28 protein-coding genes are annotated in these 26,571 nt (G+C 62.6%); 14 read left to right on the forward strand and 14 right to left on the reverse strand.

Annotated elements, in window-relative coordinates; genetic code table 11:
- Positions 1-3: 3 nt before the first annotated feature.
- Positions 4-789, forward strand: coding sequence for an enoyl-CoA hydratase/isomerase family protein (locus ACNJX9_RS37010; RefSeq protein ID WP_439407024.1), 786 nt, complete (start codon positions 4-6; stop codon positions 787-789).
- Between the two features lie 88 nt (positions 790-877).
- Here the strand turns inward: ACNJX9_RS37010 and ACNJX9_RS37015 are convergent, their stop codons facing one another.
- Complete coding sequence (locus ACNJX9_RS37015; RefSeq protein WP_057746347.1) at positions 878-1,522, reverse strand: glutathione S-transferase family protein; 645 nt, start codon at positions 1,520-1,522, stop codon at positions 878-880.
- A gap of 87 nt (positions 1,523-1,609) precedes the next feature.
- On the opposite strand from ACNJX9_RS37015, the gene ACNJX9_RS37020 reads away from it, so the two are divergent.
- Positions 1,610-2,590 (forward strand): helix-turn-helix transcriptional regulator, encoded by a 981-nt coding sequence (locus tag ACNJX9_RS37020; RefSeq protein ID WP_057746345.1) that lies wholly within the window; start codon positions 1,610-1,612, stop codon positions 2,588-2,590.
- A gap of 137 nt (positions 2,591-2,727) precedes the next feature.
- On the forward strand, positions 2,728-2,967 hold the full coding sequence (locus ACNJX9_RS37025) for a hypothetical protein (protein ID WP_439407026.1): 240 nt from the start codon (positions 2,728-2,730) through the stop codon (positions 2,965-2,967).
- 57 nt (positions 2,968-3,024) lie between these two features.
- On the opposite strand, the gene ACNJX9_RS37030 is transcribed toward ACNJX9_RS37025, so the two are convergent.
- The 3 genes from ACNJX9_RS37030 to ACNJX9_RS37040 all read right to left on the reverse strand — a co-directional run bounded on the left by ACNJX9_RS37030 (position 3,025) and on the right by ACNJX9_RS37040 (position 5,969).
- A complete protein-coding gene (locus ACNJX9_RS37030) occupies positions 3,025-3,978 on the reverse strand; it encodes a fatty acid desaturase (protein ID WP_439407028.1) in 954 nt (317 codons plus the stop codon).
- Between the two features lie 15 nt (positions 3,979-3,993).
- Positions 3,994-5,013 carry an alpha/beta fold hydrolase gene (locus ACNJX9_RS37035; RefSeq protein WP_057746335.1) on the reverse strand — a complete coding sequence of 340 codons (1,020 nt, stop codon included), beginning with the start codon at positions 5,011-5,013 and terminating at the stop codon, positions 3,994-3,996.
- A gap of 152 nt (positions 5,014-5,165) precedes the next feature.
- Positions 5,166-5,969, reverse strand: a complete 804-nt coding sequence (locus tag ACNJX9_RS37040) for a hypothetical protein (protein WP_057746331.1) — start codon at positions 5,967-5,969, stop codon at positions 5,166-5,168.
- 180 nt (positions 5,970-6,149) lie between these two features.
- Here ACNJX9_RS37040 and ACNJX9_RS37045 point away from each other — a divergent pair, with 180 nt between their 5' ends.
- Entirely contained in the window at positions 6,150-7,343 is a 1,194-nt protein-coding gene (locus ACNJX9_RS37045) for an MFS transporter (RefSeq protein WP_057746863.1), read from the forward strand.
- A gap of 31 nt (positions 7,344-7,374) precedes the next feature.
- Here ACNJX9_RS37045 and ACNJX9_RS37050 read toward each other — a convergent pair whose 3' ends face one another.
- Entirely contained in the window at positions 7,375-8,988 is a 1,614-nt protein-coding gene (locus tag ACNJX9_RS37050; protein ID WP_439407031.1) for an acyl-CoA synthetase, read from the reverse strand.
- On the opposite strand from ACNJX9_RS37050, the gene ACNJX9_RS37055 reads away from it, so the two are divergent.
- The 6 genes from ACNJX9_RS37055 (at position 8,975) to ACNJX9_RS37080 (ending at position 16,868) form a co-directional block, all read left to right on the forward strand.
- The gene (locus ACNJX9_RS37055; RefSeq protein WP_439407033.1) at positions 8,975-10,033 is read left to right on the forward strand and encodes a TetR/AcrR family transcriptional regulator; all 1,059 of its coding nucleotides are present in this window, start codon (positions 8,975-8,977) and stop codon (positions 10,031-10,033) included. The genes ACNJX9_RS37050 and ACNJX9_RS37055 overlap by 14 nt on opposite strands.
- Before the next feature lie 20 nt (positions 10,034-10,053).
- Positions 10,054-11,025 carry an ABC transporter permease gene (locus ACNJX9_RS37060; RefSeq protein ID WP_439407034.1) on the forward strand — a complete coding sequence of 324 codons (972 nt, stop codon included), beginning with the start codon at positions 10,054-10,056 and terminating at the stop codon, positions 11,023-11,025.
- A 40-nt stretch (positions 11,026-11,065) separates the two neighbouring features.
- Complete coding sequence (locus ACNJX9_RS37065; RefSeq protein ID WP_439407036.1) at positions 11,066-12,082, forward strand: sugar ABC transporter substrate-binding protein; 1,017 nt, start codon at positions 11,066-11,068, stop codon at positions 12,080-12,082.
- Positions 12,083-12,163: 81 nt separating this feature from the next.
- The gene (locus tag ACNJX9_RS37070) at positions 12,164-14,281 is read left to right on the forward strand and encodes an ABC transporter permease (RefSeq protein WP_439407038.1); all 2,118 of its coding nucleotides are present in this window, start codon (positions 12,164-12,166) and stop codon (positions 14,279-14,281) included.
- Positions 14,278-15,375, forward strand: a complete 1,098-nt coding sequence (locus ACNJX9_RS37075) for a hypothetical protein (protein WP_439407039.1) — start codon at positions 14,278-14,280, stop codon at positions 15,373-15,375. The genes ACNJX9_RS37070 and ACNJX9_RS37075 overlap by 4 nt, the downstream gene beginning before the upstream one ends.
- Positions 15,372-16,868 carry a sugar ABC transporter ATP-binding protein gene (locus ACNJX9_RS37080; RefSeq protein ID WP_057746312.1) on the forward strand — a complete coding sequence of 499 codons (1,497 nt, stop codon included), beginning with the start codon at positions 15,372-15,374 and terminating at the stop codon, positions 16,866-16,868. The genes ACNJX9_RS37075 and ACNJX9_RS37080 overlap by 4 nt, the downstream gene beginning before the upstream one ends.
- Positions 16,869-16,874: 6 nt before the next feature.
- Here ACNJX9_RS37080 and ACNJX9_RS37085 read toward each other — a convergent pair whose 3' ends face one another.
- The 3 genes from ACNJX9_RS37085 to ACNJX9_RS37095 all read right to left on the reverse strand — a co-directional run bounded on the left by ACNJX9_RS37085 (position 16,875) and on the right by ACNJX9_RS37095 (position 19,834).
- Positions 16,875-17,363, reverse strand: coding sequence for a DUF2059 domain-containing protein (locus ACNJX9_RS37085; protein WP_439407041.1), 489 nt, complete (start codon positions 17,361-17,363; stop codon positions 16,875-16,877).
- 12 nt (positions 17,364-17,375) lie between these two features.
- On the reverse strand, positions 17,376-18,593 hold the full coding sequence (locus tag ACNJX9_RS37090) for an OpgC domain-containing protein (protein WP_439407042.1): 1,218 nt from the start codon (positions 18,591-18,593) through the stop codon (positions 17,376-17,378).
- 488 nt (positions 18,594-19,081) lie between these two features.
- The gene (locus ACNJX9_RS37095; protein WP_057746306.1) at positions 19,082-19,834 is read right to left on the reverse strand and encodes an SDR family NAD(P)-dependent oxidoreductase; all 753 of its coding nucleotides are present in this window, start codon (positions 19,832-19,834) and stop codon (positions 19,082-19,084) included.
- Positions 19,835-19,929: 95 nt separating this feature from the next.
- Between ACNJX9_RS37095 and ACNJX9_RS37100 the strand changes: the two genes are divergently transcribed.
- A complete protein-coding gene (locus ACNJX9_RS37100) occupies positions 19,930-20,241 on the forward strand; it encodes an ArsR/SmtB family transcription factor (protein ID WP_439407044.1) in 312 nt (103 codons plus the stop codon).
- A 193-nt stretch (positions 20,242-20,434) separates the two neighbouring features.
- On the opposite strand, the gene ACNJX9_RS37105 is transcribed toward ACNJX9_RS37100, so the two are convergent.
- The 3 genes from ACNJX9_RS37105 to ACNJX9_RS37115 all read right to left on the reverse strand — a co-directional run bounded on the left by ACNJX9_RS37105 (position 20,435) and on the right by ACNJX9_RS37115 (position 22,289).
- Positions 20,435-20,743: a DUF1330 domain-containing protein gene (locus ACNJX9_RS37105; protein WP_439407046.1), complete on the reverse strand. Its 309-nt coding sequence runs from the start codon at positions 20,741-20,743 to the stop codon at positions 20,435-20,437.
- A gap of 421 nt (positions 20,744-21,164) precedes the next feature.
- The gene (locus ACNJX9_RS37110) at positions 21,165-21,395 is read right to left on the reverse strand and encodes a DUF6894 family protein (protein WP_430648619.1); all 231 of its coding nucleotides are present in this window, start codon (positions 21,393-21,395) and stop codon (positions 21,165-21,167) included.
- 192 nt (positions 21,396-21,587) lie between these two features.
- On the reverse strand, positions 21,588-22,289 hold the full coding sequence (locus ACNJX9_RS37115) for a Crp/Fnr family transcriptional regulator (RefSeq protein WP_439407048.1): 702 nt from the start codon (positions 22,287-22,289) through the stop codon (positions 21,588-21,590).
- Between the two features lie 442 nt (positions 22,290-22,731).
- Here ACNJX9_RS37115 and ACNJX9_RS37120 point away from each other — a divergent pair, with 442 nt between their 5' ends.
- Together ACNJX9_RS37120 and ACNJX9_RS37125 are read left to right on the forward strand one after the other, a co-directional pair.
- A complete protein-coding gene (locus tag ACNJX9_RS37120) occupies positions 22,732-22,956 on the forward strand; it encodes a hypothetical protein (protein ID WP_439407050.1) in 225 nt (74 codons plus the stop codon).
- 149 nt (positions 22,957-23,105) lie between these two features.
- Positions 23,106-23,282, forward strand: a complete 177-nt coding sequence (locus tag ACNJX9_RS37125; RefSeq protein ID WP_439407051.1) for a hypothetical protein — start codon at positions 23,106-23,108, stop codon at positions 23,280-23,282.
- A gap of 294 nt (positions 23,283-23,576) precedes the next feature.
- On the opposite strand, the gene ACNJX9_RS37130 is transcribed toward ACNJX9_RS37125, so the two are convergent.
- Both ACNJX9_RS37130 and ACNJX9_RS37135 read right to left on the reverse strand, forming a co-directional pair.
- The gene (locus ACNJX9_RS37130) at positions 23,577-23,807 is read right to left on the reverse strand and encodes a DUF6894 family protein (RefSeq protein ID WP_162268349.1); all 231 of its coding nucleotides are present in this window, start codon (positions 23,805-23,807) and stop codon (positions 23,577-23,579) included.
- Positions 23,808-24,295: 488 nt separating this feature from the next.
- Positions 24,296-24,715 carry a DUF2000 domain-containing protein gene (locus tag ACNJX9_RS37135; RefSeq protein ID WP_439407053.1) on the reverse strand — a complete coding sequence of 140 codons (420 nt, stop codon included), beginning with the start codon at positions 24,713-24,715 and terminating at the stop codon, positions 24,296-24,298.
- A 176-nt stretch (positions 24,716-24,891) separates the two neighbouring features.
- Between ACNJX9_RS37135 and ACNJX9_RS37140 the strand changes: the two genes are divergently transcribed.
- A complete protein-coding gene (locus ACNJX9_RS37140; protein WP_439407055.1) occupies positions 24,892-25,368 on the forward strand; it encodes an Lrp/AsnC family transcriptional regulator in 477 nt (158 codons plus the stop codon).
- Between the two features lie 61 nt (positions 25,369-25,429).
- Here ACNJX9_RS37140 and ACNJX9_RS37145 read toward each other — a convergent pair whose 3' ends face one another.
- The gene (locus ACNJX9_RS37145; protein ID WP_439407057.1) at positions 25,430-26,389 is read right to left on the reverse strand and encodes an ABC transporter substrate-binding protein; all 960 of its coding nucleotides are present in this window, start codon (positions 26,387-26,389) and stop codon (positions 25,430-25,432) included.
- Positions 26,390-26,571: the final 182 nt, after the last annotated feature.

The following is a 26,571-nucleotide window of genomic DNA, read 5'->3' on the forward strand; positions in this document are numbered from 1 at the left end:
AGAATGTCGGAGACAGCCGACGCGGCTTCCAGCCCCCTGCTCGAAATCGACGGGGCCCGTGCGACCATCCGCCTCAACCGGCCCAAGCATCTCAACCGGCTCCAGGCCGAAGACCTTGGCGAGCTCGTCCACTTGTTCGACCGGATCGAGGCCGATCCCGATATCCGCGTCCTGGTGCTGACCGGCACGGGACGCGCCTTCTCGGCCGGCTACGATCTCAACTCGGTCGCCGAGCGCGCGGTCAGCGCCAACGAGCAGCAGAGCGCGGGCTCGGCCTTCGAAGTCGTCGTCAACCGGCTCGAGGATCTCGGCGTGCCGACGATCTGCCGACTCAATGGCGGCGTGTATGGCGGCTCGACCGATCTCGCGCTCGCCTGTGATTTCCGTATCGGCGTCGACACCGCCGAGATGTTCATGCCGGCGGCCCGGCTCGGGCTGCATTATTACAGCAGCGGCATCAAACGCTACGTGACCCGGCTCGGCGTCGACAATGCCAAGAAGCTGTTCCTCACCGCGGAAAAGATTACTGCGCCGGAAATGCTGCGGATCGGCTACCTCACCGCCATGGTGGCAGTCGAGTTTCTGGACGAAGAAGTCGACAAGCTCGCCCACATCCTCGCCGGCAACGCACCGAATGCGATGCGCGGCATGAAGCGCGCCATCAATGAATTCGCTCGCGGCGAACTGGACGAGGCGGCCGCAGAGCAGCGCCATCGCGACAGCATGCGCGGCGACGAGATCAAGGAAGGTATCAAGGCGTTCGCGGAGAAGCGGGCACCGAGGTTTTGAGGGGGCAGGGCGTCCGAGGGCGCGCCTCATACTCGGTGGTCGTCCCGGGGCGCGCGACGCGCGAGCCCGGGACGAAGCGGAGTGAGGCTTAGGCTCCCACAGCCTTGGCATGCTGCGCAGCCATCTCATCGTCGGCCGCGCTGATACGCTGGAACGCCGGTCGCGAGGTGATGCGCTCGGCATAGCGAACGAAGACGTCCTTTTTCGGCACGATGCCGAACATCATGGTCCAGCTGAACGCGACACCCCACAGGACATCGGCGGCGGTCAGCCGCTCGCCGAGCAGATACGGCCCCTTCGACAATTGCATCTCGAGCGCCCCGAGCATGGTGTCGTAGTCGGCATAAGGCGACTGTGTGATCGGGGCTGGCTCGCGTCGCATGAACTTGTCGATCAGGGCCGGCTCGAACGAAGCGCCATAATAGGCGATCCAGCGCAGGTACGGACCGCGCAGCGGATCATTCAGGGTGGGCGTCAACCCCGCCTCGGGGAAGAGATCGGCGAGATAGATGGTGATCGCGACCTGCTCGGTCACGAGCTCCCCGTGGTGATGGATTGCCGGTACCTTGCCGAGCGGATTGATGGCGAGATAGGCCGGTTGCCGCTGCTCGCCCGCCTTCATGTTGAGGATATGGAGATCGTAGGGCGCCCCCAGTTCCTCCAGCAGCACCCGTGTGCCGGTGGCCCGGCTCTGCGGCGAATAATATAGCGTGATGCGATTCGGGTCGGTCATGGCAGGTCTCCCTCGGGTCGGCTTGCGATGGCCGCATCTCTAACCGACCATACCTGACATCCTGTGTCAGGTATGGTTTAAGGAAATATGCGCGCGAGCCGGATGCTATCGATCCTCACCACCCTCCAGGCCAAGGGGCAGGTCACCGCACCCGAGCTGGCAGAGGCCTGCGAAGTTTCGGTGCGTACGATCTACCGTGACATCGACGCACTCGCGGCGTCCGGCGTCCCTGTCTATGCCGACCGCGGTGCGGAGGGTGGCTACCGCCTGCTCGATGGCTATCGCGTAAGGCTGAACGGGCTGTCTCAGAGCGAAGCAGGCGCGCTCTTCCTCGCAGGGCTCCCGGGCCCGGCGGCGGCGCTGGGGCTGGATGCCGCGATGATCGCTGCACAGAACAAGTTGATGGCGGCGCTGCCGGCAAATTTGCGCGAAGACGCCGGCCGGATGCAGGAGCGCTTTCATCTGGACGCGCCGGGCTGGTTTGGCGAAACGGAGGAGCCAACGCATCTGCGCACCATCGCCGGCGCCGCTTTGCGCGGAACATTGATCAGGATTCGCTACCAGAGCTGGCGCTCGGAGAAGCAGCGCCGTGTCGCCCCGCTCGGTCTCGTGCTCAAGGGCGGCAGCTGGTATCTCGCAGGTCAAGTCGATGGCAGCGTGCGTACCTATCGCGTCGCGCGCGTGCTTGACTGCAAGGCGCTCGACGACAGCTTCGATCGCCCTGCCGATTTCGACCTCGCGGCCTACTGGCGGGATGCGACGCTGCGGTTGGAGGCCGAGATGCACCCTAACGTCGCGGTCGTGCGGCTCTCGCCATCAGGCGTAAAATTGCTCGACGCGCTGAGCCAGCCTTACGTCAGGGCGCGCACGCAGATTGAAGAGACCGCTGATGCGGACGGCTGGCGTATCGCCAGAGTCCCGACGGGCAAGACATCATGGCATGCCGCCGCGGAATTGTTGCGCCTCGGCGCCGAAGCCGAAGTGCTGGAGCCCTCCGATCTCCGCGAGAAGATCGCCGAGATGACGCGGGCGATGGCCGCGCGCTATCGCGCGGCGCGAAAAGCCTGACTGCGGCGGGTTTCACCGCGACCGACGAAACCATTCTGAAACACGATTCTCACCTCGCCGTGTGAACGCAATCACGCTTCGGCTCGACCGAGAAGCAGGGACATAACAACGGCCTCGCGCCACACCGGAGAATGAGAATGTTTCGTAAGCTTGCACTTGGTCTGATCGCCGCCGGCTCGCTCGGCGCCGCCGCTCTCATGCCCACCGCGGCGTCCGCTCACGGCTTCCACCACCACTGGGGTCCCGGTTGGGGCTTTGGCTATGGCCGCCTCTACGTCAACACCGGCATCGACAATTGCTACCAGGAGTGCGTCGTCCAGACCCGTCACGGTCTGCGTGTCCGCGTCGTGAATGTCTGCGGCTATACCGTCTACTGATAGCGTGCATTCACGACAAAGCTCCGGTCGCGCTGCGACCGGAGCTTTGCGTTAGGTTCAAGCGGCCTTCAGCTGCCTGCGAAACCACGCCCAAGTCTCAAGTGTCGTCCTGATATAGCCGTTGCCGCGATAGACGATCTCGCCGTCGACGATCGCGTTCAGCTTCGGCAATGCGTGAAACGGAATCGACGGGTAGGCGTGGTGCTCGACATGATAGGGCATGTTCCACGCAATCCATTTGACGGCCGCGCCGGTGTAGGTGGTGCGGGTGTTCTGGAAGGCGCTGCGGGTGCGCTCGCAGCCGGTGTGCTCGGCCAGCAGATAGGGCCGCAGGAAGAATTGCCCGATGACCAGCGGAGCGATCCAGACCTTGAGCAGCAGGGTCGAGGAGAACCACAGAGAGAGCGCGAACAGCAGGACATAAAGGGCCGCATAGACGCGCGCTTCGGTCACGATGATGACGCGCTTGTTCTCGGGGATCCAGGGTACCGTGACCTTGCCGGTGACGGCATGACCGAGCATCAGCCGCAGCCGCCCGGCAACCTGGAGCAGACCGCTATAGGCAAGCGCGACCTGGGTGTCGGATTTCGGCTTCACGCCGACGATCAGCTCCGGGTCCTTCTCGGGATCCTGGGTGTAGCGATGATGGTCCCAATGGAACAGGCAGTAATATTCGTAAGGCTGCCCGATGATGAAGGCCGAGAGATAGCCGACCGCGAGGTTGAGGCCGCGGCTCCTGAACGCGGTCTTGTGCGCGGTCTCGTGCAGCGCCATGAACAGGAAGGCGACGAAATAGCCCTGTATCACCATCAGCGGCAAAGCCCAGAGGACGCCATAGCGCGAGCTCACCTTCCAGATCAACGATCCGACCAGCACGACCATTGCGTAGTGGCAGAGGCTACGCACCGCGCCCTTGAGATCGGAGCGAACCGACAATTGGCGCAGCATCGCCGGCGTCAGCGGCTTCAGGCGGTGGCCCGGTTCTGAAACGGAAACGGTCGCGTCAGTCATGATCAGGGACCTGCGTTACTTGTTGAGAAGCTCTGCGATCTCGGCCTTCAGGAAGGCCCGGTCGCGCGGATTGTTGACGGGATTGCCGGCGCGATGGCCGTGCAGCGACGGGATCGGATGCAGCACGGCTGATTTTGCGTTGACGAGGCGGCCGAGCTCGTCCTCATTGTCGCGCACGTCAAAATAACGATCAGTGGCGCCCGGCATCAGCAGCATGTGCGCCTTGATCGCCCCGAGCGCGCGATCTAAATCGCCGCCGAAGGCAGCGCACCGGCTGATATCGCCAGTCTGCCAGATACTGATCTGCGCCAGCAGATCGTTGGCATCGCGCCGGGCGAAGGTCGCGTCCCAGGCGCGGACGAGATAGTCCTCGAGCGAAGTGAAGCCGGCCTCGCGCCAGAGCTCGTCGCGATAGAAGCCGTGAGACATCGCCCAGCCGGCATAGACGCGCCCCATGGCGCGATAGCCGGCAACGGGCCTTTCGACAAAGCGGCCGTCGCGGAAGGCGGGATCGCCTGACAGCGCAGCCTTCACGGCTTCCAGGAACACGTAATTGTAGGGCGCGCATCGCGCGCTGCCGCAGACGACCGCTGCTCGTTCGACCATGTCGGGGTGAAGCGCGGCCCAGTGATACGCCTGCATGCCGCCCATCGACCAGCCATAGACCAGCGCCAGCTTTGTGATGCCGAAGCGCTCGGTCAGCAGCCGATGCTGGACCGCGACGGCGTCGTGATAGGTGAGCTGCGGGAATGGTTCGTTGCCGGAGTTCGATGGCGACGACGACAGACCGTTGCCGAACAGGTTCGGGATGATGATGAAATAGCTGGTGGGATCGAGCACGCCATCGGGCCCGATCAACCACTCGGTGTCGAAATGCTGCGCGCTGAATGAGGTCGGATAGAGAATGACGTTGTCTTTGGCCGAATTCAGCGCGCCATAAGTCTTGTAGGCGAGGTTCATCGCGGGGAAGACAGCGCCGGACTGAAGCACGAAATTGCCGGCCTCAAAGATCTCGTAGTCGCGCCGCCCGGTCATGCGTCCTATTCCCGCTCACACGGCGACAACACGCGCCCGCCAAAGCCACGATGCATTGATCGTGCCGGACCAGCGAACGCATCGTTGCGTCGCGCCTAATATCTGTACTTATAGTCCAGTTAATGGCGATAGGCAATGGCGTTCCGGCCGGCTCAGGCGATGGCCGCGATGTATCGCTCGACCGAGGCCGCGAAGGCGGCCTTGGCGCCGCCAGCGATGTTGCGACTCCACCAGGCGCCGTAGATGCGATCGAACGCGAGAGGCGCGACCGCAGCCGCAATCCTCCGTACCGCGGCGGCGTTGAGCGGCATGTAATTGGGATAAGAATACATGAAGCTGACGAAGCGGCGATCCATCGTCACCTGCGCGATATCGCCGGTCAGAAGTGCGCCCTTGCCATCGGCGCCGCGCGCATCATGCAACATGGTGGCACCGGCGAAATGGCCGCCGGTCCGCAACAGCAGCACATCGTCCGAGATGCGATGCTGATCGCCGGTCCAGTGCACGATGGACGGATGCGGCCGTGTCACCCATTGGCGGTCGTCAGCGTGCAGATAGACCGGCACCCCGCCGAACGCTTCGCTCCAGTCCGCAAGCGCACCATAATAATGTGGGTGCGAGATCGCGATCCCTGTCAGGCCGCCGAGCGATTTGACATGGGCGACCGCCTCCGGCGTTGCCAGCGGAATGCAGTCCCACATCACGTACCCTCCGCCATCGGGGACCAGCAGCGCGCGCTGGCCGATCGCAAAGCTCGGCTCGAGCGCGATGCCGGTCAGGCCGAGATCGTCGTGCCAGACGAGGCGGTGACGCTCTGCCAGCGCATCCCGCGTGAGGAAGGCCTGGCCTTTCCAGTTCACATATTGCCGCTCATCCTCGCAGATCCGGCAGGACGCCGGCGGATTTCCGGTGTCCGGAAATTGCGCACCGCAGGTTTCGCAGGTCCAAAGGGGCATGGCGTGATCCGGAACGAGAGTGGACACCGATGAGGTGACGTCGCGTCCCTCCAATTGCAAGTCCGGAGGAACCAACGCGGTTAGCGCATGTTACTTTTCGGACCGCTCCGGCACAAACAGTCGGCCATTTCCACCTGCGCGAGACCTCATGCGATCGGCAGCATCACGTTCAGCGTTTCGATGACATCGCGTCCCTCGCGCATCTGGCCGCTGTTCGCCGTCAATTTCTTCATGGCGGACATGCAGTCCGGCATCGGCCCATTCGTCGGCGTCTTCCTGCAAGAGCGCGGCTGGACCACCGGCTTGATCGGCACTGCGCTGACGATCGGCAATGTCGCAGGCATGCTGGTGACGACGCCGATCGGCGGCTTTATCGATTCCAGCCACAACAAGCGGCTGTGGGTGGTCATTCCCGGAATCTTTGTGGTCCTTGCCTCCGCCATCATCCTGATCTCGCAGAATTTCTGGGCGGTGACGTTTTCGCAAGTCGCGCAATCGCTGGCGAGCGCTGCGATCGTGCCGGCGGTGACTGGCATCACGCTGGGCATGGCCAAGCAAAAGGGTTTCAATGCGCTGAACGGGCGCAACCAGGCCTTCAACCATGCCGGTAACATGGTCGGCGCGGCGCTGTCGGGCTATCTCGGCTACACCTTCGGCTACGTCGCCGTGTTCGTGCTGGCGGCCGTGTTCGGTGCTATCGCGATCGCCTGCGTGCTGATGATTCCCGCCAAGGCGATCGACGATCGTCAGGCCCGCGGCAGCAAGGAGGATGAGAGCAAGAATCCGCCGGATGCCATGTCCGTCCTCCTCAAGCACAAGCCACTCCTCGTGCTGGCGCTCGCGCTTGCCATCTTCCATCTCGGCAATGCAGCCATCGTCCCGCTCTATGGCCTTGCAGCGGTGGCCGAACGTCAGGCCAACGGTCCGAGCTTCGTCGCGACCACCGTCGTCATCGCGCAGGGCGTCATGGTCGTGACGTCGCTGGTTGCCATGCAAGTCGCGGGAAAGCGCAACTACTGGCCGGTGATCCTGGTCTCCTTCATGTTCTTACCCGTCCGGGGCGTGCTTGCGTTCTTCGTGACGGGATGGTGGGGCGTGGTCCCGATGCAGATATTGGACGGGATGGGCACCGGATTACAGACGGTCGCCGTTCCCGGCATGGTCGCGCGCTCGCTGGACGGCACCGGTCGCATCAATCTCGGTCAAGGTGCCGTCATCACCGTGCAAGGCGTCGGCGCGAGCCTGAGCCCCGCGCTCGGCGGCTGGATCGCGCAATGGATCGGCTACGGCCCGACGTTTTTGCTGCTCGGCGGTTTCGGCCTTGCATCGACGGCGCTGTGGCTGGCCTTCGGCGCGCACGTGAAGAAGTATTGAGCTGGCGTCCTCTTCTCCAAAAAGAAACGCCTCACGTCCCAAAGTTCTTCTGGATCGCCTTGTCGAGCGTCTCGCCCCCGACGAAGCGCTGGCGCAGCTCGCGCTTGAGCAGCTTGCCGCTCGGATTCTTCGGCAGGCTATCCACGAAGATCACGCGCTTTGGCACCTTGAAAGGCGCCATCTGGCCGGCGCAATGCTGGATGACGCTGTCCTCATCCAGCGTCTCCCCACTCTTGACCACCACGATGGCCGTGACCGCCTCGATCCAACGCGGATCAGGCAGGCCGACGACGGCAACCTCGGAGACCGCGGGAATACGATAGATCATCTCCTCGACCTCGCGGCTGGCGACGTTCTCGCCGCCGGTCTTGATCATGTCCTTGACGCGATCGACCACCGTGATGTGGCCCTCTTCATCGACGGTGGCGAGATCGCCGGAGTGAAACCAGCCACCGGTAAACGCCGCCGCGGTCTTCGCGGGATCATTGTAATAGCCCGACAGCAAATGCGGCGAGCGGTGCACGATCTCGCCGACCTCGCCAACCTTGACGTCCTCCATCGACGTGTTGACCACCCGCGTCTCGACATTGAGCACGGGCTTGCCGGCCGAGCCGGCCTTGCGCAACTGGTCCTCCGGCCGCAGCACGGTCGCGAGCGGCGCGATCTCGGTCTGGCCGTAGAAATTCCAGAATTTTACCGCGGGCAGGCGGCGCTGGAGCTCAAGCAGCACCTCCACCGGCATGATCGAGGCGCCGTAATAGCCCTTTTGCAGCGTCGACAAATCGGTCTTGTCGAAGTTCGGCGAGCGCAGCATCGCGATCCAGATCGTCGGCGGCGCGAAGAACGATGTGATCTTGTGTGCCTGGATCAGCGCCAGGATGTTGTCGGCGGTCGGCTTGCCCGTGATCACGCCGGAGGCGGCGAGATAGATTTGCGGACCCAAGAACACGTCGAGCTGGGCGCAGTGATAGAGCGGCAGGGCGTGTAAGAACTTGTCGTCCACGCTCATGCCGCCGTCGATGATACAGCTGACATACTGCCACATCACCGCTTCATGGGTCAGCATCGCGCCCTTGGGCAGGGATTCGGTGCCACTGGTGTAGACGATCTGCGCGAGATCGCGGCTATCGACGGAGGCCTCGAGGCCCGAGCCGTCAGCATGAAGCAGACCGTCGAAGGTGGCGAGATCTGCAGGCGCCGTGGCGGGATCCTCACCCGGCAGCCAGATCATTTTTTCGACCGCGCAATCCTTGGCTGAAGCGGCGCGAGCCGGCTCGACGAAATCAGGGCCAGTGGCCAGCAGCTTGGCGCCGGAGCTCTTGAGGATGAAACTGATCTCGTCGGGATTAAGCATGAAGTTGATCGGCACCAGCGCCGCACCGATCCGCGCCAGAGCAAAGCGCAGCGCAGCGAAGGCGTGGGAATTGCGCGACAGCACGGCAACGCGATCGCCCTTCTTCACGCCAAGCCCGAGCAGGCCGCGGCCGAGCCGGTTGCAGACCGCGTCCATCTCCGCGAAGGTCCAGCTCACACTGCCGCAACTCACCGCGACCTTGCCCGGCTCGCGGGCCGCCGATCGGCGCAGGAGATCGCCGATCGAATGCTCGCGCGCTTTCGCGATGGTGGCTTCGATGTCGTTCGACATGTTCGTTCCCCCGCAATCTGCCATCCGCGTACATGCCAGCCTTGACCGCAGCCAGACTCTTGCGTTTACGCGCTTTTTCGAGTTCGCAAGAAAAGTATTCGGCGCAACTGGCCTCGTCAAATCGGTCAGGGTGATTGCATCGGCCGGAAAAAGCGAGCGAGCGCTCTCTCGGAAAATTCTGGCATGCCCCCTTTCCGGACTGCCACTCTCTGCGCTAGGAATAACCATAAGGGTGCAAAGCCCACGCCTGGGTCAACAACCAAAGGTCCGGGAAGACATAAGGGGAGGCAGCGTGAACCTCGCGCGCCGACGACCTTGGACGAATGCGTTCTCGACAGAAGCGCTGTGCACGCGCATTCTGGAACGTCATCGCGACTCCATTCGCGTGCAGAAGCCGCGGCTCGCCATCGCAAATTTGACACGCATCATCGGCGCCACCCTCGCGCTCTCCAACAAGCAGGGCTTCCACGCCACCACGCTGCGCCAGCTTGCGGAAGCGTCCGGCCTCAGCATGGGCGGCCTCTATACCTATATCGACAGCAAGCCCAGGCTGCTCTCGATGATCCTCGGCGAGGTCGCGGCAACGGCGACCGAGGTCCTGACGGCGCCTCCCGACGACGTCAGGAATGACGCCAACAAGCACCTCGGCTGGATCATCGCGACTCACATCCGCATGAGCGAGGCGATGCAGCCCTGGTTCGTGTTCGCTTTCATGGAAGCGAAGTCCTTCCCGCCGGCGGAACGCCAGCGCGCGATCGACATGGAAGCCACAACCGAGAAGATCATCGCCGACGTGCTCCGGCAAGGCGTCGCCAGCGGCGCCTTCACGGTCGAACATGTCGGGCTTACGGCGTCGTTGATCAAGCCGCTGCTGCAGGACTGGTACGTCAAACGCGCCAAATACCGCAAACGCGGCACGTCGATCGACGGATATATCGACGGCGTCGACAATTTCGTAAGCGCCGCCTTGTCGCGCGGAAACCGCAGCAGCGGACGAATGTCCGCCGGGGTTCGCCCGAGGCCAAAACAAATGGCGCGGCCATAGAACGCAGGAAGGACCGGACGATGAAGCGCTTCCGATTCAGCCAGCAAGAGATCGTCTTTGCCGTCTTTGCCTTGCTGTTCCTGGTGTTCTCGATCTTCCTGAACGGCTTCCTGACGGCCGACAACATGCTGACGCTGCTCCAGAACGTGGCAGTACTCGGCATCCTCGGCCTCGCCATGGCGATCGTCGTGATCGGCCGCGGCATCGACATCTCGCTGATCGCCGCGCTCGCAGTGCCCCCCGGGCTCGTGCTGCAAATGGTGCAGAACGGCCATTCACTCCCCTTCTCGTTGCTGACGGCCGTCCTGATCACGATCGCCTTCGGCCTCGTCAATGGCTGGCTGATCGCCTATGCCGAGGTGCCCTCGCTGTTTGCGACGCTCGCAACGGGCCTGTTGCTCGCGGGCCTTGGGCAAGCCGTGCTGTTCCAGCTCGACGTCGTGCAATGGAGTTCGGGCATGGACGGCTTCGAGCGACTCGGACAGGGCACTATTCTCGGCATTCCCACCTCGATCGTGATGTTCGCGATCGCCTGCATGGTGGTCGCATTCCTGCTGCGCCAGACGCGCTGGGGCGCCTACATCTACGCGATCGGCGACAATCCTTACGCCGCACGTGTCACCGGCATTCCGTCCCGCCCGATCATCGTGCTGCAATACGTGATCGCGGCCCTGATCGGCTGTTTCGCAGGGCTCGTGATGGCGGCATCGGTCAATTCGATGCCGACGCGCGTTTTCAACTCGACGCTGATCTACGACGTGATCCTGGTGGTCGTGCTGGGCGGCATCGGCCTCTCCGGCGGCCGCGGCGGCGTGCTGAACGTCATCATCGGCACACTGCTGATCGGCACCATGCTCAATGGCATGACCATCATGGATATCTCCTACGCCGGGCAAAATCTCGTCAAGGGCGTGGTGCTGTTGCTCGCCGTCATCACGGACTCTTTCCTGAATCCACGCAACGAAGAAACGGCACAGCAGGGCGACATCTGAACGATCGACAGCAACGACAACTACAACCAAGGAGGAAGCAATGAAGATCTTTGGCAACCCGACCAGGGTACCCCTCGCCGCACTGGCTCTCACCGCACTCACCGGACCGGCGCTCGCCCAGCAGGGCCTCGACGAGCCGTTCCAGAAGCCGTTCAAGGAGGCGCTCGCCGGCAAGACCGTGGCCTATGTGCCGGTCGCGATGAACTTCGACCTCACGGAGGGCTGGTATGCCGGCCTGAAGAAGGAGCTCGAGCCCTACGGCGTCAAGTTCGTGATCCGCGACGCCAATTGGAACACCAACGCCGGCGCGCAGGCCGTGACCTCCTTGATCTCGGAGAAGCCGGCGGTAATGGTCGTGCATAATCCTGACGTCCAGACCTACGCAAAACTGCTCCAGCGCGCGGAGAACGAGGGCATCTACGTCATCCAGATCAACATGGGCTCGGCCTATCGCAGTTCCGCCTTCGTCGGTGCCAACTGGGTCGAGATCGGCGAACGCCAGACCGAAGGCGTGGTCAAGGCCTGCGAGGGCAAGTCGAACAAGATCGCGATCATCCAGGGTGCGCTGTCGGCCGCCGCGAGCGCCTATACGCTCAAGGGCGTCGAGAACGTTCTGGCCAAGCATCCCGAAATCAAGGTGGTATCGAGCCAGGCCGCCGATTGGGATGCCGCCAAGGCCAAGGCGATCACGCAAACGGTGCTGAAGCAGAATCCCGATCTCTGCGGCATCGTCGGCTTCTGGGACGGCATGGACATCGGCACCGCAGCGGCCGTGAAGGAAGCAGGTCTCACCGGCAAGGTGTTCCTGGCGACATCGGGCGGCGGCGAACGCAAGGGCGCCTGCGAGCTGGTGAAGTCGGGCGCGTTCGACCTCAACTTGAGCTACGACGTACCGACCCAGGCCACACAAATGGCCGGCACGATCAAGTGGCTGCTGTCCTCGGGCGCCAAGCCCGGCTCGATCAAGGGTTCGGAATACACCACGCTGATTCCGATCACCAAGGAGAACGCCGACAGCCAGACCGCCTGCTGGAATCTCAGCGACCTCAAGAAATAGTCCGCGCCAGGGCTCGCGGTCCCCGGGATCTATGCCCGGGGACCTTGCCCCCGATAGTTTCCATGTCCTGCTGGAAAGCCGATGCGCGACACAATCACAAGCCTGCGTTACCGCTACTGGCCTGATCATCTTCTCGGCGAAATCCTGTCCAAGCGATGGACCGAGACAGCCATCCCGGTCATCCTGCTCCTGATCGTCGGCTTTGCGTTCAGCCGGTCCATCGACAACTTCCTGTCGCCGGCGAGCCTCGCCGACACCGCGCGCCAGGCCGGCGAGATCGGCTTCATTGCGCTCGGGCTTGCCCTGGTGGTCATCGTCGGCGGCATCGACCTCTCCGTCGGGTCGATCTTCGCACTGACCGATTTCTGCGCGCTCTATCTGCTCGACGTCGCGGGCTGGCCGGTTCCGGCCGTTGTGATCGCTACGCTGCTGTGCGGCGCGCTGCTTGGCGCCGTCAACGGCATTCTGGTCGGATATCTGCGACTCCGCGCCTTCATCACCACGCTGATCACGCTGATCATCTACCGCTCGGCCTATGACCTTTTGATCCAGCGCTATTCCAACGCGATCGCCTCTGCCTTCCCCGACATCCCGTCCTGGGACTTTATCGGCTCCGGCTCTGTCTTGGGCATTCCCACCGTGGCGCTCGCCTATATCGTCATCGCGATCTTCGGCCACATCTTCATGACGCGGCTGCGCCCGGGCTGGCACATCACCGCGATCGGCGGCTCGCGCCGCTCGGCCTACAATTCGGGCATTCCGGTTCGCCGCACCATCGCGCTCTGCTACGTCGCAAGCGGCGCGCTGACCAGCGTCGGCGCGCTTTTCTTCGCCTCCCGGCTCGGCACCGTCGGCGGCGACATCGGCGTCGGCCTGGAGGTGATCGTGCTGACCGCGACCGTGCTCGGCGGCATCACGCTCGGCGGCGGCAAGGGCTCGGTCGCCAAATCGGCAGTGGGTGTGCTGATCGTGCTGCTGATCACAAATGGCCTGACGACGATGAACGCACGCGGCGGCGTCAATCGCATGGCGCTCGCGGGCATCCTGCTTGTCGCCGCCATGATCGACATCCGCTGGCAGAAGAACCGGACCCGTATCATCAGCAAGGTCTATGTCGCCCCGACCTATCACGAATTGCCGCCACCGCCGCCAACGGAGATCGGGCAAGGCGGCCCATTCGAGCAGAACGACAAGCTCCGCGATGTCGAGGCGATCGGCCTCGGCCGCATCGAGGCGCCGGAAGACGTCATCCTCGATCGCCATGACAATCTCTATGCCGGCTCCCGCCACGGCGACATCATGCGCTTCCTCGCGCCCGACTACCAAAAGATGGAAGTGTTCGCTCATATCGGCGGCCAGCCGCTCGGCATGGCCTTCGACCGTGAGGACAATCTCTATGTCTGCATCGGCGGCATGGGCCTCTATCGCATCAAGCCTGACTGCACCGTGGAAAAGGCGACCGACGAGACCAACCGCAGCCTACGCTCGGTCAACGACGATAGCCGCCTGCGCCTCGCCGACGACCTCGACATCACCGACGATGGCCTGATCTTCTTCTCCGAAGCGACGGTCCGTTACGAGATGGACGAATGGCCCATCGATGGCTTGGAGGCGCGCGGCAATGGCCGCATCATCTGCTACGATACCAAGACCGGCACGACGCGTACCGAGCTGCGCGGACTCAAATTCCCCAACGGCATCTGCGTCGCCAGCGACGGCCAGTCGATCCTGTTCGCCGAGACCTTCGGCTGCTCGATCAAGCGTTATTGGTTCGCCGGGCCGAAGAAAGGCGCGGTCGAGGTCGTCATGGACAATCTGCCTGGATACCCCGACAACATCAACCTCGCCTCGGACGGCAATTACTGGCTGGCGCTGGTCGGCATGCGCAGCCCCTCGCTCGACCTCGCCTGGAAGATGCCGGGCTTCCGCCGCCGCATGGCCAAGCGCGTACCGGTCGATGAGTGGCTGTTTCCCAACATCAACACCGGCTGCGTGGTTAAATTCAATGAGCAGGGCAGGATCCTCGAATCGTTCTGGGATCTGCACGGCGAGAACCATCCGATGATCACCTCGATGCGCGAGCATCGCGGCTACCTCTACCTCGGCGGCATCCTCAACAACCGGATCGGCCGTTACAAGCTCGACAACGCCGATCCGAACTTCGTCCAGTATGACAAGAGGTGGGGGAAGCAGTCGTGATCGCGGCCGTCAGAGACTTCGCCAACCGCTTTCTCGGACGCGGCGACGCCACCATCACCGTGCCGTCCTTCGACGGCGCGTTGAAGCCGAACCAGAAGCTTGAATCGGCCGAAACCTTGCTGACCTGCGAGTCGCCTGCGGATCTTGCCGCTGACGGCAACAAGCTCTTTATTGCAGACGGACGAAGGCTGTTGTCGCTGGACGGTGGCTCGGCCTCGGAATTGCGCCGCTTCGAGCAGCCGATCTCCGCGCTCTGTGCCCTCCCCGGCGGCGGCCTCGCCGTCGCGCTCGGTGGGCGTGAGGTCCGTGCATACGAAAGCCCCTCGGCCGAGCAGCCGAGCGCAACCTTTGCCGACGCGGCGTTCAATGCGATCAATGCACTCGCGCTGGCGGAGGACAATGCGCTGATTGCGACAGACGGCTCTGCAGCATGCAGTGTCGACGATTGGGCGCGTGACCTGCTGGAGCTCAATCGGAGCGGCCGCGTGTACCGGCTCGATCCCGGCAGCAGGACCGTGACGCGATTGGCCCAAGGCCTCGGCTATGCCTTCGGTGCCTGCGCGCATGGTAACGCCATGCTGGTCAGCGAGAGCTGGCGCCACCGCCTCGTTCTTGTCTCCCCGGGTGCATCGCCGAAGATCGTGCTCGCTCACTTGCCCGTCTATCCATCACGGCTGTCGAAAGCCTCGGGCGGCGGCTACTGGCTCACCGCCTTCACCGCGCGGACCCAGCTCGTCGAGTTCGTGCTGCGCGAAGCCGGCTATCGGCGCCGCATGATGGCCGAGATCGCGCCCGAGCACTGGGTCGCACCGCGGCTGCGTTCCGGGCGCTCGTTCAAGGAGCCGATGCAGGGCGCGCACATCAAGACGATGGGCGTCATCAAGCCGTGGGCGCCGCCGCGTTCCTATGGCCTCGTCATCCGTCTCGATGCCGACGGCCAGCCGCTCTATTCGCTGCACAGCCGGGTCGACGGCATCAATCACGGCGTCGTCGCGGCCGTCGAGATGGGCAGCGATCTCGTGCTGATCGCCAAGGGACCGGGCCGCATTTTGAGGCTGCCCATTGCCGGCCTTGCCGAGGAATTTCGAACATGAGCGACATCGCACTCTCGCTGCGCAAGGCAACAAAGCTCTATGCCGGCGTACCCGCCATCGACGGGGTCGACTTCGATCTGCGCCGCGGTGAGATCCATGCGCTTGTCGGCGAGAACGGCGCCGGCAAGTCGACCCTTACCAAGGTGATGGCGGGCGTGGTGACGCTGACCTCGGGGACCATGACGGTCGACGGCGCCGAGGTCGCGCCGAAGACACCGCTTGAGGCGCGCAATCTCGGCATCGCCATGGTGTTCCAGGAGAACAGCCTGGTGCCGACCATGACGGTGGCGCAAAACCTGTTTCTGGGACAGGAGAAGTTTTACAACCGCCTGCGGGGGATCTACATCGCCGCGCAGCAGTTCCTGCAATCGCTCAATTTCGACGTGACGCCGACCGCCACCGTCAGCGGCCTTGGCGCGGCCAAGAAGCAGATGGTCGAGATTGCGCGCGCGGTGCTGCACCGTGCCAAGGTCATCATCTTCGATGAGCCGACCGCATCTCTGACCCCGGAAGAAAAGAAATATTTCTTCGACCTCGTCCGCGACCTCAAGAGGCGCGGCGTCTCGATCGTCTTCATTTCGCATGCGCTTGAAGAAGCGCTGCTGCTCGCCGACCGCATCACGGTGTTGCGCGACGGCAAGCATGTGGTCACCGACGATGTCGCCAAGTTTGATCGCGCCGCCATCGTGCAGGCCATGGTCGGACGCGACCTCTCCAACACCCTCTACGGCGCACGCAAGAACAGTGTGCGCCAGGCCGGCGCGCGCGTGCTCACGGTGCAGAATTTAAAGATGGCACCAATGGTGAAGAACAATTCGCTGTCGGTGTTCGCTGGGCAAATTACCGGCGTGTTCGGCCTCGTTGGTGCAGGCCGCACCGAAACCTTCAAGATCGTCGCCGGCGTGCTCAAGCGCGACTTCTTCCATGGCGGCGAGATCCTGCTGCGCGACCAGCCGGTGCGCTACCGGGTGCCGGCGCCGGCGGTGAAGGCTGGCATCGCCTATGTCACGGAGGACCGCAAGGTCGAGGGCTTCTTCGAGACGTCTTCGATCGCGCGCAACATCTATCTCGGCCTGTTGTCGAAGTTTCCGCGGGGCCGGATGATGCTGTCGCGGCGGGAGACGGATGCGGTCGGCAAGTCCTGGATCGAGAAGCTCAAGGTTCGCGCCATCGGCGATCAGGTCAAGGTGGTCGAACTGTCGGGCGGCAATCAGCAGAAGGTGGTGATCGCGAAGTCGCTGGTGCAGGAGCCCGACTTGATCATCTTCGACGAGCCGACCCGCGGCGTCGATGTCGGCGCCATCGTCGAGATCCACGAGTTGATCAACCGGCTCGCCGACGAGGGCAAGGCGGTGGTGGTGATCTCGTCCTATCTGCCCGAGATCATGGCGCTGTCCGACCGCATCCTGGTGTCGCGCCAGGGCAAGGTGGTGGAGGAGTTCTCCGCGCTGGAAGCGACGGAGGAGAAGATCATGTACGCGGCGATCCACTGAGGGCGCCTACAGCTTGTGTCCCTTCTGGCGCAGCGCCTCGATCAGGCGCTGCTTCAATTGGTCACCGGCCTTCTGGCTGACATCCTGAGCGATCTGCGCGCTCGCCTGCGCCAGCGCATCGGATTGCGCCAGGAATTTTTGTCCGGCCGGCTGGGCGTAGAACGCCTCGATCTGGCGCAGCTCGTCCGGGGTGAAGCTTGCGGCATAGACGGCGGCGATCTGGTCGACCATCGCGTTGAAGAGCGGGGGGAAGATCTCGGCACCCGGCGCCGTGATCGCGTCATAGTCGCGCTCGATCTCCGGCCTTTCCTGCGTCACCACCGGCCGCAGCTTGAGCAGCAGCTGCGGCAGCTGCGCGCGGTATTGATCGGCGATCTTCAGCGTGACCACGAGCTTGCGCGCCGCATTCATCGCCTCGGGCGACGGCGCTTGCGCGGAAGCGCGGCCAACGAGGAGCAGGAGGATACCGGCGATCGCGAGCAAACGTCTGGACATGGACCTCTCCCCTCAGCGGCGCGCCGGCGCGGCGGCGGTTGCGGCAGGCACGATCTCGACGGCGGCGGTTTGGGGCTCTTCGACGTCCGACACTTTCACGAAGAGGTTCGGCACACGCTCGGCCCGATCGAGCAGCCAGGCGACGACGATCATGATGATGATGCCGAGGAAGGAGACCGCGAGCTGCTCCCAGACGCCCTTGGTGTATTGCGTCAGGATCCAGTGCGCGGAGAACGACAGGAACACGCCGAGACAGAAGATCGGCAGTGAGTGCTGGCCGCAGAGGATGATCGGACGCAGCCAGGAGGTATGCAGCGCTTTCCAATGGCGCGGCAGGAAATGCGTCACCCAGATCGCCAGCGCCAGGAAATGCGTGAAGCGCAGCATGTCGAGGTCGGTCTTGTCGATCGGGTAGATCGCCTTGATCATCCATTTCGGGATCATGGCCTCGAGCGCGGGGATGTGCCAGGTCATCACGATGATGAAGGCGAAGACGAGCCAGGCCGCGGCCAGAATCATTGCGGCCCTCGACCATACCCACTGGCTGATCTTCTCGATCTGGCCGATGCCGCACCAGGCGGCGAACACGAACATCAGCTGCCAGCAGAACGGATTGAAATACCAGGTCGTGCCCGGCGGGTAGGAGGCAACGTTCCAGTCGAACCAGCGCGACAGCACGTAGAGCACCACGGACCCCGCAAGCGTCAGGTTCGGCAGGCGCACCAGGCACCAGACGATGAAGGGCGAGGCAAATATCAGCGTGATGTAGAGCGGCAGCACGTCGAGATTGACCGGCTTGTATTTGAGCAGGATCGCCTGCCCGATCAACTCGTCCGGATGCGCCAGGAAATTGAAGACGTTGAACTCGTGCTCGTACATCGGATTGTCGAAGCGGCGGGCGGTGCGGGCGATCTGCGCCGTGAACAGCAGGAACAGCATGATGTGGGCGACATACATTTCCGCCGTCCGCCGCCACAGTCGCTTCAGCGCGGCAAGGAACCAGCCGCCGGCGATGATCGGCCCGTAGATCCAGCCCACCAGATAGCCGGAGATGAAGACGAAGAACTCGGCGGCGTCGCTGAAGCCGTAATTGCGCAGCGTCAGCCAGGCCACGACGTCGTGCGGGATGTGATCGAGGAAGATCATCCACAGGCCGATGCCGCGGAAGACGTCGAGCCGCAAGTCGCGCTCGACCGGCGCCAACAGTGCTGCCTGGTCCCTTATGCTCATGGCCCCCGCCTCATCAGGTAGGCGTCGCGCCATCGCGGCGCCGGCAAAATCGGATGCTAAAAAAGATCAATCAAAAGGTCACCTAACCCTGCGGTTAGAGCGCCAACGGTAGCCGACCTTGGTGGCCGCGCAAGGGACTTTGTCGTCACATGCGTCGGCAGCGTGGGCAAAGCCCGGAACAACCCCATGCACAGTAGCTAAGCCATTGCATACCTTGCAAAAATCGTCCTGCCCGCCGGGCAAGCCGGCGGCGAGCGCGATTGCCGCCTCAGGCGAGCTGATCGCCCCCGGTCGGCGGTGTGTTGGAAGACATCAAGGCGCGGGCCGGCATGTTGCCGGCCCGCTTTCTGGTCGAACCACGGAGGATCACTGGAGCGGCGACTGGGCTCGATCGAGCCACGATTGTCGGTACAGGCTCCGCCCGTCAGGCGATGGGTTTCGCTGCTGCTCAGCCCTACGAGCTGGGCCGCCGGGGCAGCTTTTACTCGCTAGCGAAGCCCGCCGGTGACGTGAAGTGTCTCGCCGGTGACGTAGGACGCATCATCCGATGCGAAGAAGGCCACCGCGGCGGCGATCTCCTCGACCTTGCCGATGCGGCCGAGCGGCGTGGCGGATTCGATCCAGTTGCGCATGTCGCCCTCGTGCAGTCCCGCCGACACGACACCTTCGGTTGCGATCATGCCGGGATTGACGGCGTTGACGCGAATCTTGCGCGGCGCGAGCTCCTTCGACAGTACGGCGGTGATCGCATCCACCGAGGCCTTGGTCGCGGTGTAAACGGCGGTGTTTGGCGGTGTAATGGTCGATACGCCGGAGGAGATGTTGATGATGCTTCCGCCATTGGCGTTGAAGTGCTTCGCCGCTTCACCCGAGACCAGCAGCAGGCCAAGCACATTGAGGTCGAAATGCTTGTGGAAATGCTCGGGCGTGATGGCCTCGAGCGGGGCGAACTCGTAGATGCCGGCGTTGTTGACGAGGATGTCGATCGCACCGAACGCCTTCACGGTCTCCGCGACGATGGTCTTCACGTCCTTGGCGTCGGCCAGATTGCCATGGACCGCGACGGCTTTGCCGCCCTTGGCGATGATGCCGGCGACCACGCGGTCGGCGGCCTGCTTGCTGGAGCTGTAATTGACGGCAACCGCCGCGCCCTCGGCCGCGAGCCGGGCGGAGATTTCGGCACCTATGCCTTTGGATGCGCCGGTCACCAGGGCAACTTTACCTTCGAGTCTCTTGGTCATCGCATGTGTTCCATTGTTCGGGGGGATGCCGATATTCAATAGTTCAATACTAGTGAACTATTGGACCAATTCAAGGGACGTGCTATATTTTGGGCATGGCCCAGTTCGTTCACCCGGCGCGGGAGGAGATCACACTGGCGGGGGTGCTCGGCGCGCTCGCGGATCCCATGCGGCTGCGTATCGTCAAGAGCCTGGCCGCGCAGAAGGATTGCATGTCGTGCACCGAGGCGGCGCCTTGCCCCGATATGGCGAAGTCGACGCTCTCGAACCATTTTCGCGTTCTGCGGGAGGCCGGCCTGGTCCGGACGTCAAAACAAGGCGTCCAGCACCGCAACGTCCTGCGCGAGGAAGACATCAACGCGCGATTTCCGAAGCTGCTCAAGATGATCCTGAGCTTTCCGGACTGAGAGCATTCGCGCTGAACGCGGAGGCGTGGTCGCGTGTAGCGCTGTGGCAGCCAGTTCTGTCGTGGGTCTGCTTTGCTCCGAAGAGCAGACCCAACGGGGAGTTGCTTGGGAAGGGCCAGAAGGAGGCATTCGGCAGTGCGAACCACCTACGAGGCAAGATTCAGCTGCGTGGTGCGCGCCGCCGAGGCGGGGCTCAATCCGTGGGCTGCGGGCCCTCGTAGCCCTCGATCACGATGATATCGATGTCCACGGCGCCCGCGCGCAGTGCCCTCGCCTTGGTGTATTCAGGTGAGCGGTAGCAGGCGAGCGCGGTTTCGTAGTCCTTGAACTCGATCACGATGTTGCGGTCGCGCGCCTTGCCCTCCACTGCCTCGAATGTGCCGCCGCGTACCAGGAATTTCGCGTGGTATTTGCGGAGCACTGCCGCGAGGGCGGGGCCGTAGGCTTTGGTGTATTCGGGTTTGATCACGTCGATGCGCCCGATCCAATACCCGTTCGGCATGTTGTCCTCCTCATTTTTGCATTCTCAAATCAAGAGGGGCCGCTGGAAGCGAAGGGCCATTTCCGGGCTCATGCACCGCAGTTGTGGCAGTACGGGACCCGCGCGCGCTCGCGGCCGACGTGGCCTTACCCCCGTTCGACAACGACTGTTCCCCTCACCACGAACAGGGTTCGGTTGCCGTCAGTTACCTCAATGGAGACATAGGTGTTGCGGGAACGCTCCGCAGCTCCTTTGAGGCCGTCTGGCATCCGCTGCGCGGCTCGGTGACATGCTGCCCCATCCGTCGGGAACAGTTCTCCACGCAGGTCTTCTGTCTTTTGGCTCGCGCATGCTGATGAAAGAAGCAACGAGGCATTGCAGCTACCTCCATTCATGAGCAACCAAGGATAGAGCGGCTTGGTTCAAGAGCCGGAGTTGGTTCCTAACGCATTCGTGTAGAAGATATGCTGATTGAGAAGATCGGCCTATTGGCTGCATCGGCCACCTCCAATGACCAATCTTGGCCGGGTCGATACCTGCCGTCGATCTCATTAAAGAGAGCGCCTGCGAAGGTCGTTGCCTCTCGCCAAGCCGCTTCGTCGTCCGGAAGCACTTGGCCTTCAAGGTCCCTCTCGGGTACAGCACCGCGTAAGTGAAAGAAATATCTCGGCATATTTGAAGAATAGGCCGAACTGCCCGATGTTCCTAAGCCGTCGCTGATCGTCGATGTGGTCGTGAGCGATGCGACGTGCTTGTCATCATCAAGACCTTCATCAACAAAATGTCTTTGATCGTGCCACGATCTCGGGATGCGGCAGCCATGTGCCGCAGCCGACAATTGGCTGATGCTACGACCCTCCGTGTTTTAATGCAGGTATTCCTCGTTGAACTCTCCAATGAACTCCAGCTCTGCACGCTGCAGCAATTCTAGCGTTTGGCTTTGCCAGTCGATCAGGCCCCGACGACGGAGTTCTTGAATGGTGCGGTTGACGTGCACTACCGAAAGGCCGCAAGCATCGGCAAAGTCGGCTTGCGTGAACGGCAAGTTCATTTTGCCGTTCTCCGCCAGTCCGACTTTTTGCATTCGCGTTGAGAGTTCGCAGAGCAAGTGCGCAACTCGCGGAAGTGCAGCACGTGCTCCAAGGTTCTCGACCCATTCGCGGTAAATTGCCGCCTGGATAACGGTCTCTCCCCAAAGAGCGTAGGTTAGTCCGGGGAAATCCCGCAACACCTGTCTGAGCACGACGTGGCTGACAGTGGCGATTGTGGACGGACCCGTGCTGCACAGATCGTGATCTATCGTTGGCACATGCAAGCAGTGAAGGTCCGGGATGTCGCCGGGCACGTAGAAGGCGGATATCTGATTTCGTTCTGAAATCACCCGTTGCCGCGACAAGAAGCCGCTCATCAATACGGTGCAGGCGCTGGGGCGTTCACCCTGATGCACGGCAATGTCCCCGTCGGCCAGATTGCGCACGGCGTAAGGCAATCCAACTAACGCTTTCTGTTCGGACTCCGACAGCCTGCCGGCTGTAAGCAAGCGTTTGATGAGCCTTTGGTGCGGCACGACGGCGCTCCCCGATTATGCAGGCGGGAGCTCACTGGGTCTCTCAGCCACCAACGCCTACGGACAGAGCCTCGGTTGGTGATGGTGAAACAATACGCCGGAACAACCGGAGCGCACACTTAGCTATGTTAATATTGGCCTCGGCGTCCTCGCTCGAAAGAGGCCGCCACCTCCGTGGCGGCCTTACTTCTTTCGGCGCTGCTCAATAAGTTCAAGGAAAAATAAGGCGAGGCCCGGTGTGCCTAGGAGCCCGGGCTTCATGACCCCCAGCAGCCCAAAACAGGTTGTTCGGCTACGGACGAAACTATGACGATCGGGCAAGACGTGTTGATCTTGCGCAAACCTATCGGCAGGGCTCGCTACTGCGGTCAGGTGGGGCCGCCAGCGCCTGTCATGTGCGAATATTTGGGAACGACTGCCGGTCCAGCCACTTGGCTGAGACATGAAGGACGAGCCTGTCGTTCTATTTCCCGGAATGCTCAAGCCCCTGCGGCTCGCGCGTGTTTATGGTTTTCTCGTCGAACGCAATGACGGTCTTTATCATCCCGGCGGTAATCAGCCCGTGTGCTCCATGCCCTTGGCACGGAGAATGGTCGAAGGTGGCTGGCTCATGAAGCGCGGCTTTCGCTATGAGCCCACGGAGCAAGGTCTGCACGCGGCAGAATGATGCTGGCCTCACAGGCCGGTAGAAGCGGCGACCGCTTCGAGCGGTAGGCAAGGCATTCGAATTTGCGATGCAGCATAGTCCAACCCCCTTGCCGCACCATAAATCCGCGAATAAGTTCGGCTCCCTTTGTAAAAAGTTGGGTAGCTGGGATGAGCGGTTTTCAAGCCAAGTTAGAGCGTTATGAGAGCCTTGCTGCTGAATGCCAAAGGACTGCCAAGACGGCAAATGAGAGCAATCAGGGCTTTTATTTGAGAGCGAGCGAGCACTATCGCCAATTGGCGGATGAGGTCCGCGCTCTGATTGCGACGTTCGACCTCGCAGCCTAGCCCCCTGCCGGAGAGCTACGGGTCCGGTTCCTCTTTCGGAGTTGGCTGGTGGGCGTCGTCCGAGAGGAAGGCGCTCATTGAGCCGGTCCCGACTACCATTTCAAGCTGCTCGGCAAGCACCTTGAAATGCTCCGCCGTTCTGGCGAATGGCTCGCGCTTCTCAGGCTCGTCGCCAAATCGCGGATCATCTCGCATTCCGCGATCTGCGTTTTGAGCTTCTCCAAATGCGCAACGGGCTCATGTTCGGCAGCAAGGGCAGCAGGGTGGCGCCGAGCGCGTTGTCACCGAGGCGTGCTACCGCCGTTCGACAACGACTTTCCCCCTCACGACAAACAGGGTCCTGTTACCGTTGGTGACTTCGGTGGCGACGTGGGTGTCATGGGAACGTTTCTCAGCTTTTTTCAGATTGGCTGGCATTCGCAGTACCGCTTGGTGGCACGCCTCACTATCGTCCCGAAATTGCGTTCCTTGCGGGTCTTCAGTCGTTTGGCCTCGCACATGCTCACGGAAGAAGTAACGCGGCATTTGAGACCTCCTGTCTCGATTGACAGGAATCAATTTTGGACCGGTGGCTCGGTTCAAAAATGAACAAAGCAAATTAGGGCGCTCGCTAATCCAAGTTAGGAAACCAGGGGTCAATACGGACAGTTACCAGTTAGTTAGGAACAATGGCCTGGCATCTCGTCTTGGAAATCTCGCTAGTCCATGTCGGGCTGGCCGAGCGGCCCCGGCCTAACCAGTCCCCCCTGAACGGAGCCGTCTCTCCATCCTCAGAGACGGCCTTACCTTGGATCAAGCTGCCTGCTGGCGATCGAGGCAAGCGCTACAGCGTTGGTTACGCCGCTTGACCCAATCTCAATGATCTTGCGGGCGACAAGGTCGCATACGGGATCGCTGCGGTCGATCAGGTCTAGTTTTCGCAGGGTTGCGTTGAACGCCAGTGCAGCGGGTCAACCTGAGAGGAATTCACGTTGAGCAAAACGAGTCCGCTCTTGCCTTGATTGCTGACGTCCTCAGCGCAGCAGCTTCAAACTGCCGGTCAAGGACCTGACCCACTTCTCTGCGCCGGCAAGTCCCAGGCCATCGATCGGCTCGCTCGCAAGGTCGCACTGCGGAAACCGGGCCCGATAGTCGGCGAAGGCATGCAGGCTTCGCGCAAATCTCGGGAACGGCACCACGATCGCCCGGTCGGGCGCCGGCAATGCCTTGAGCAGCAGTGACACGATCTCCTTCGCGGACGCTTGGAGGATCGGGACCGGACAGATCGCGCTCGTCTTCACCGCGCGCCCCGCGACATCCGTCAGTTCGATGTCGCCAAGGCCGCGCTCGACGGCGCCGATGCCGATGCCGATCGTTGCCACCGTGTTGGCGATCAGTCCGAGCGGCAGGGAGGGATCGACGATGATCGCAAGGCGTGTCTCGGGGGCATTCATTCGGCATGGACTCCGTTGACCGCCAGCAGCGGCGCTGCGTTGCCGGCACCCCGGCGGCGGTTTGGTCTGGGCCTTCAGGGTATGCCCCGCGTTATGACAAGGGATGCCTATTTGGGTGACTGGGGAGCCAAGCTGAGGCATAGAAAGCCGAGAGTTTTCTCGAACTGAGGTAAGTCATGCCCTTGCCATTTGATGCCCAGGACGCCGCGATTCTGGCCGCGCTCCAGGGCGACGCCCGGCTGACGGTCGCGCAATTGTCCGACAGGATCCATCTGTCGACGTCGCCGACCTGGCGCCGGGTGAAGCGCCTGGAAGAGGAGGGTGTGATCACCGGCTATCAGGCGAGCCTCGATCGCCGCGCGCTTGGCTGGGGTGTGCTCGCTTTCATCAGCGTGTCGATCGAGGATCACAGCGAGGCGCAGGCGCGTGCGTTTGAGAACGCCGTGGCGGCGTTGCCGGAAATCGTCGCCTGCTGGAGCATCGCCGGCAGCGCGGATTTCCTGCTCCAGGTGGTGGGGCGCGACCTCGATGCTTACGCGGAGTTCGCCATGACGACCATCCGCCGGCTGCCAGGCATCAAGGCGATGCAAACGACCTTTACGTTGAAGGAAGTCAAGCCGCCTGCGCCCTGGCCGATCCCCCGACCGGATTGAACGAATGCGGCAATAGGTCTCGCAAGCGCTCAACCCATCCGAACTGCGCAAGCCGGCCGCATCACTCAATCACATCGTCCGTCAGCACGAGGATCGACGGCGGGATCGTCAACCCCAATGCGCGGGCCGTCTTGAGGTTCACGACCAATTGGAATTTGGTTGGCAGCTGGATCGGCATCTCTGCCGGCTTTCGCCCTTTCAGGATCAGATCGACATAGCCGGCCGCACGGCGAAACAGGTCGCCGATGTCGGCGCCATAGCTGAGTAGTGCGCCGGCGCGAGCGAACTCGGCCTGTTCGCCGACGACGGCAATCTTCCTCTCGATGCCGGCATGGCAAATTTCGTCCCGCATCGCCGACGTCATGTAATCGCGGATCACCACCATTGCGGCACCGCCCGCATCCGCCAACATCTTGATCTGCTCGGACACGGCTGCCTGCGAGGCAGCCGTGAGGCCGAGACGCATCGGCTCCATGCCGGCAGAGCGTGCTTCCAGCATCGTCTGCGCGCCCCAGGCACTGAATGTGGGATCGGTTGCGTTGTTCATCACGCCCAATGTCTTCAGCTCGGGCAGGATCTCCCTCAGCATCTGGATCCGCTTCGACGACATCTGTTCGCCGAAAGCTGCAAAGCCCGTCAGGGTGCCGCCGGGACGCGCAAGGCTCTGGAACAAGTCCGGATCGCTCTGCACGGCGGGCAGCGCGACGGCGACCACCGGGATCTTGGTCTTGCTCACGGCTGCGCGCGCTGCAGCGGGACCAGGCGACAACAGGACATCGACCGGCTTGGCCGCGAATTCGTCGATGATCGCGAGCCCGCGCGCCACGTCGCCGTTGGCCGCGCGCGCATCGATGGAGATCGAGCGTCCTTCGACGTAGCCAAGATCATTCAAGCCCTTGCGAAAATGCTGCAGGGCCGGCGCATCAGCCTCCGCTGTCGCAAAGCCCATGAAGCCGACGGTCGGCACGTGACGGGATGCATCCTGCTCTGCCAGCGCCGCTGGCGGCCATGCCGCCGCCATGCCCATAGCTCGAAGAAAATCCCGCCGTCTCATCCCGTTTAACCAGCAAATCTCTGTTCGAACTGTGGGCGGCAACGACTACAGACAACACAGCGCACAACGATACCTGCTTGCCCGCTGGAAGCAACCGGGGCGTCCGACGCGGCTGAGACCGGCGATAGCCTGGCCGCGTCGAAGTCAAT

This window comes from Bradyrhizobium sp. BLXBL-03 (assembly GCF_051853015.1).
Lineage (GTDB): Bacteria > Pseudomonadota > Alphaproteobacteria > Rhizobiales > Xanthobacteraceae > Bradyrhizobium > Bradyrhizobium manausense.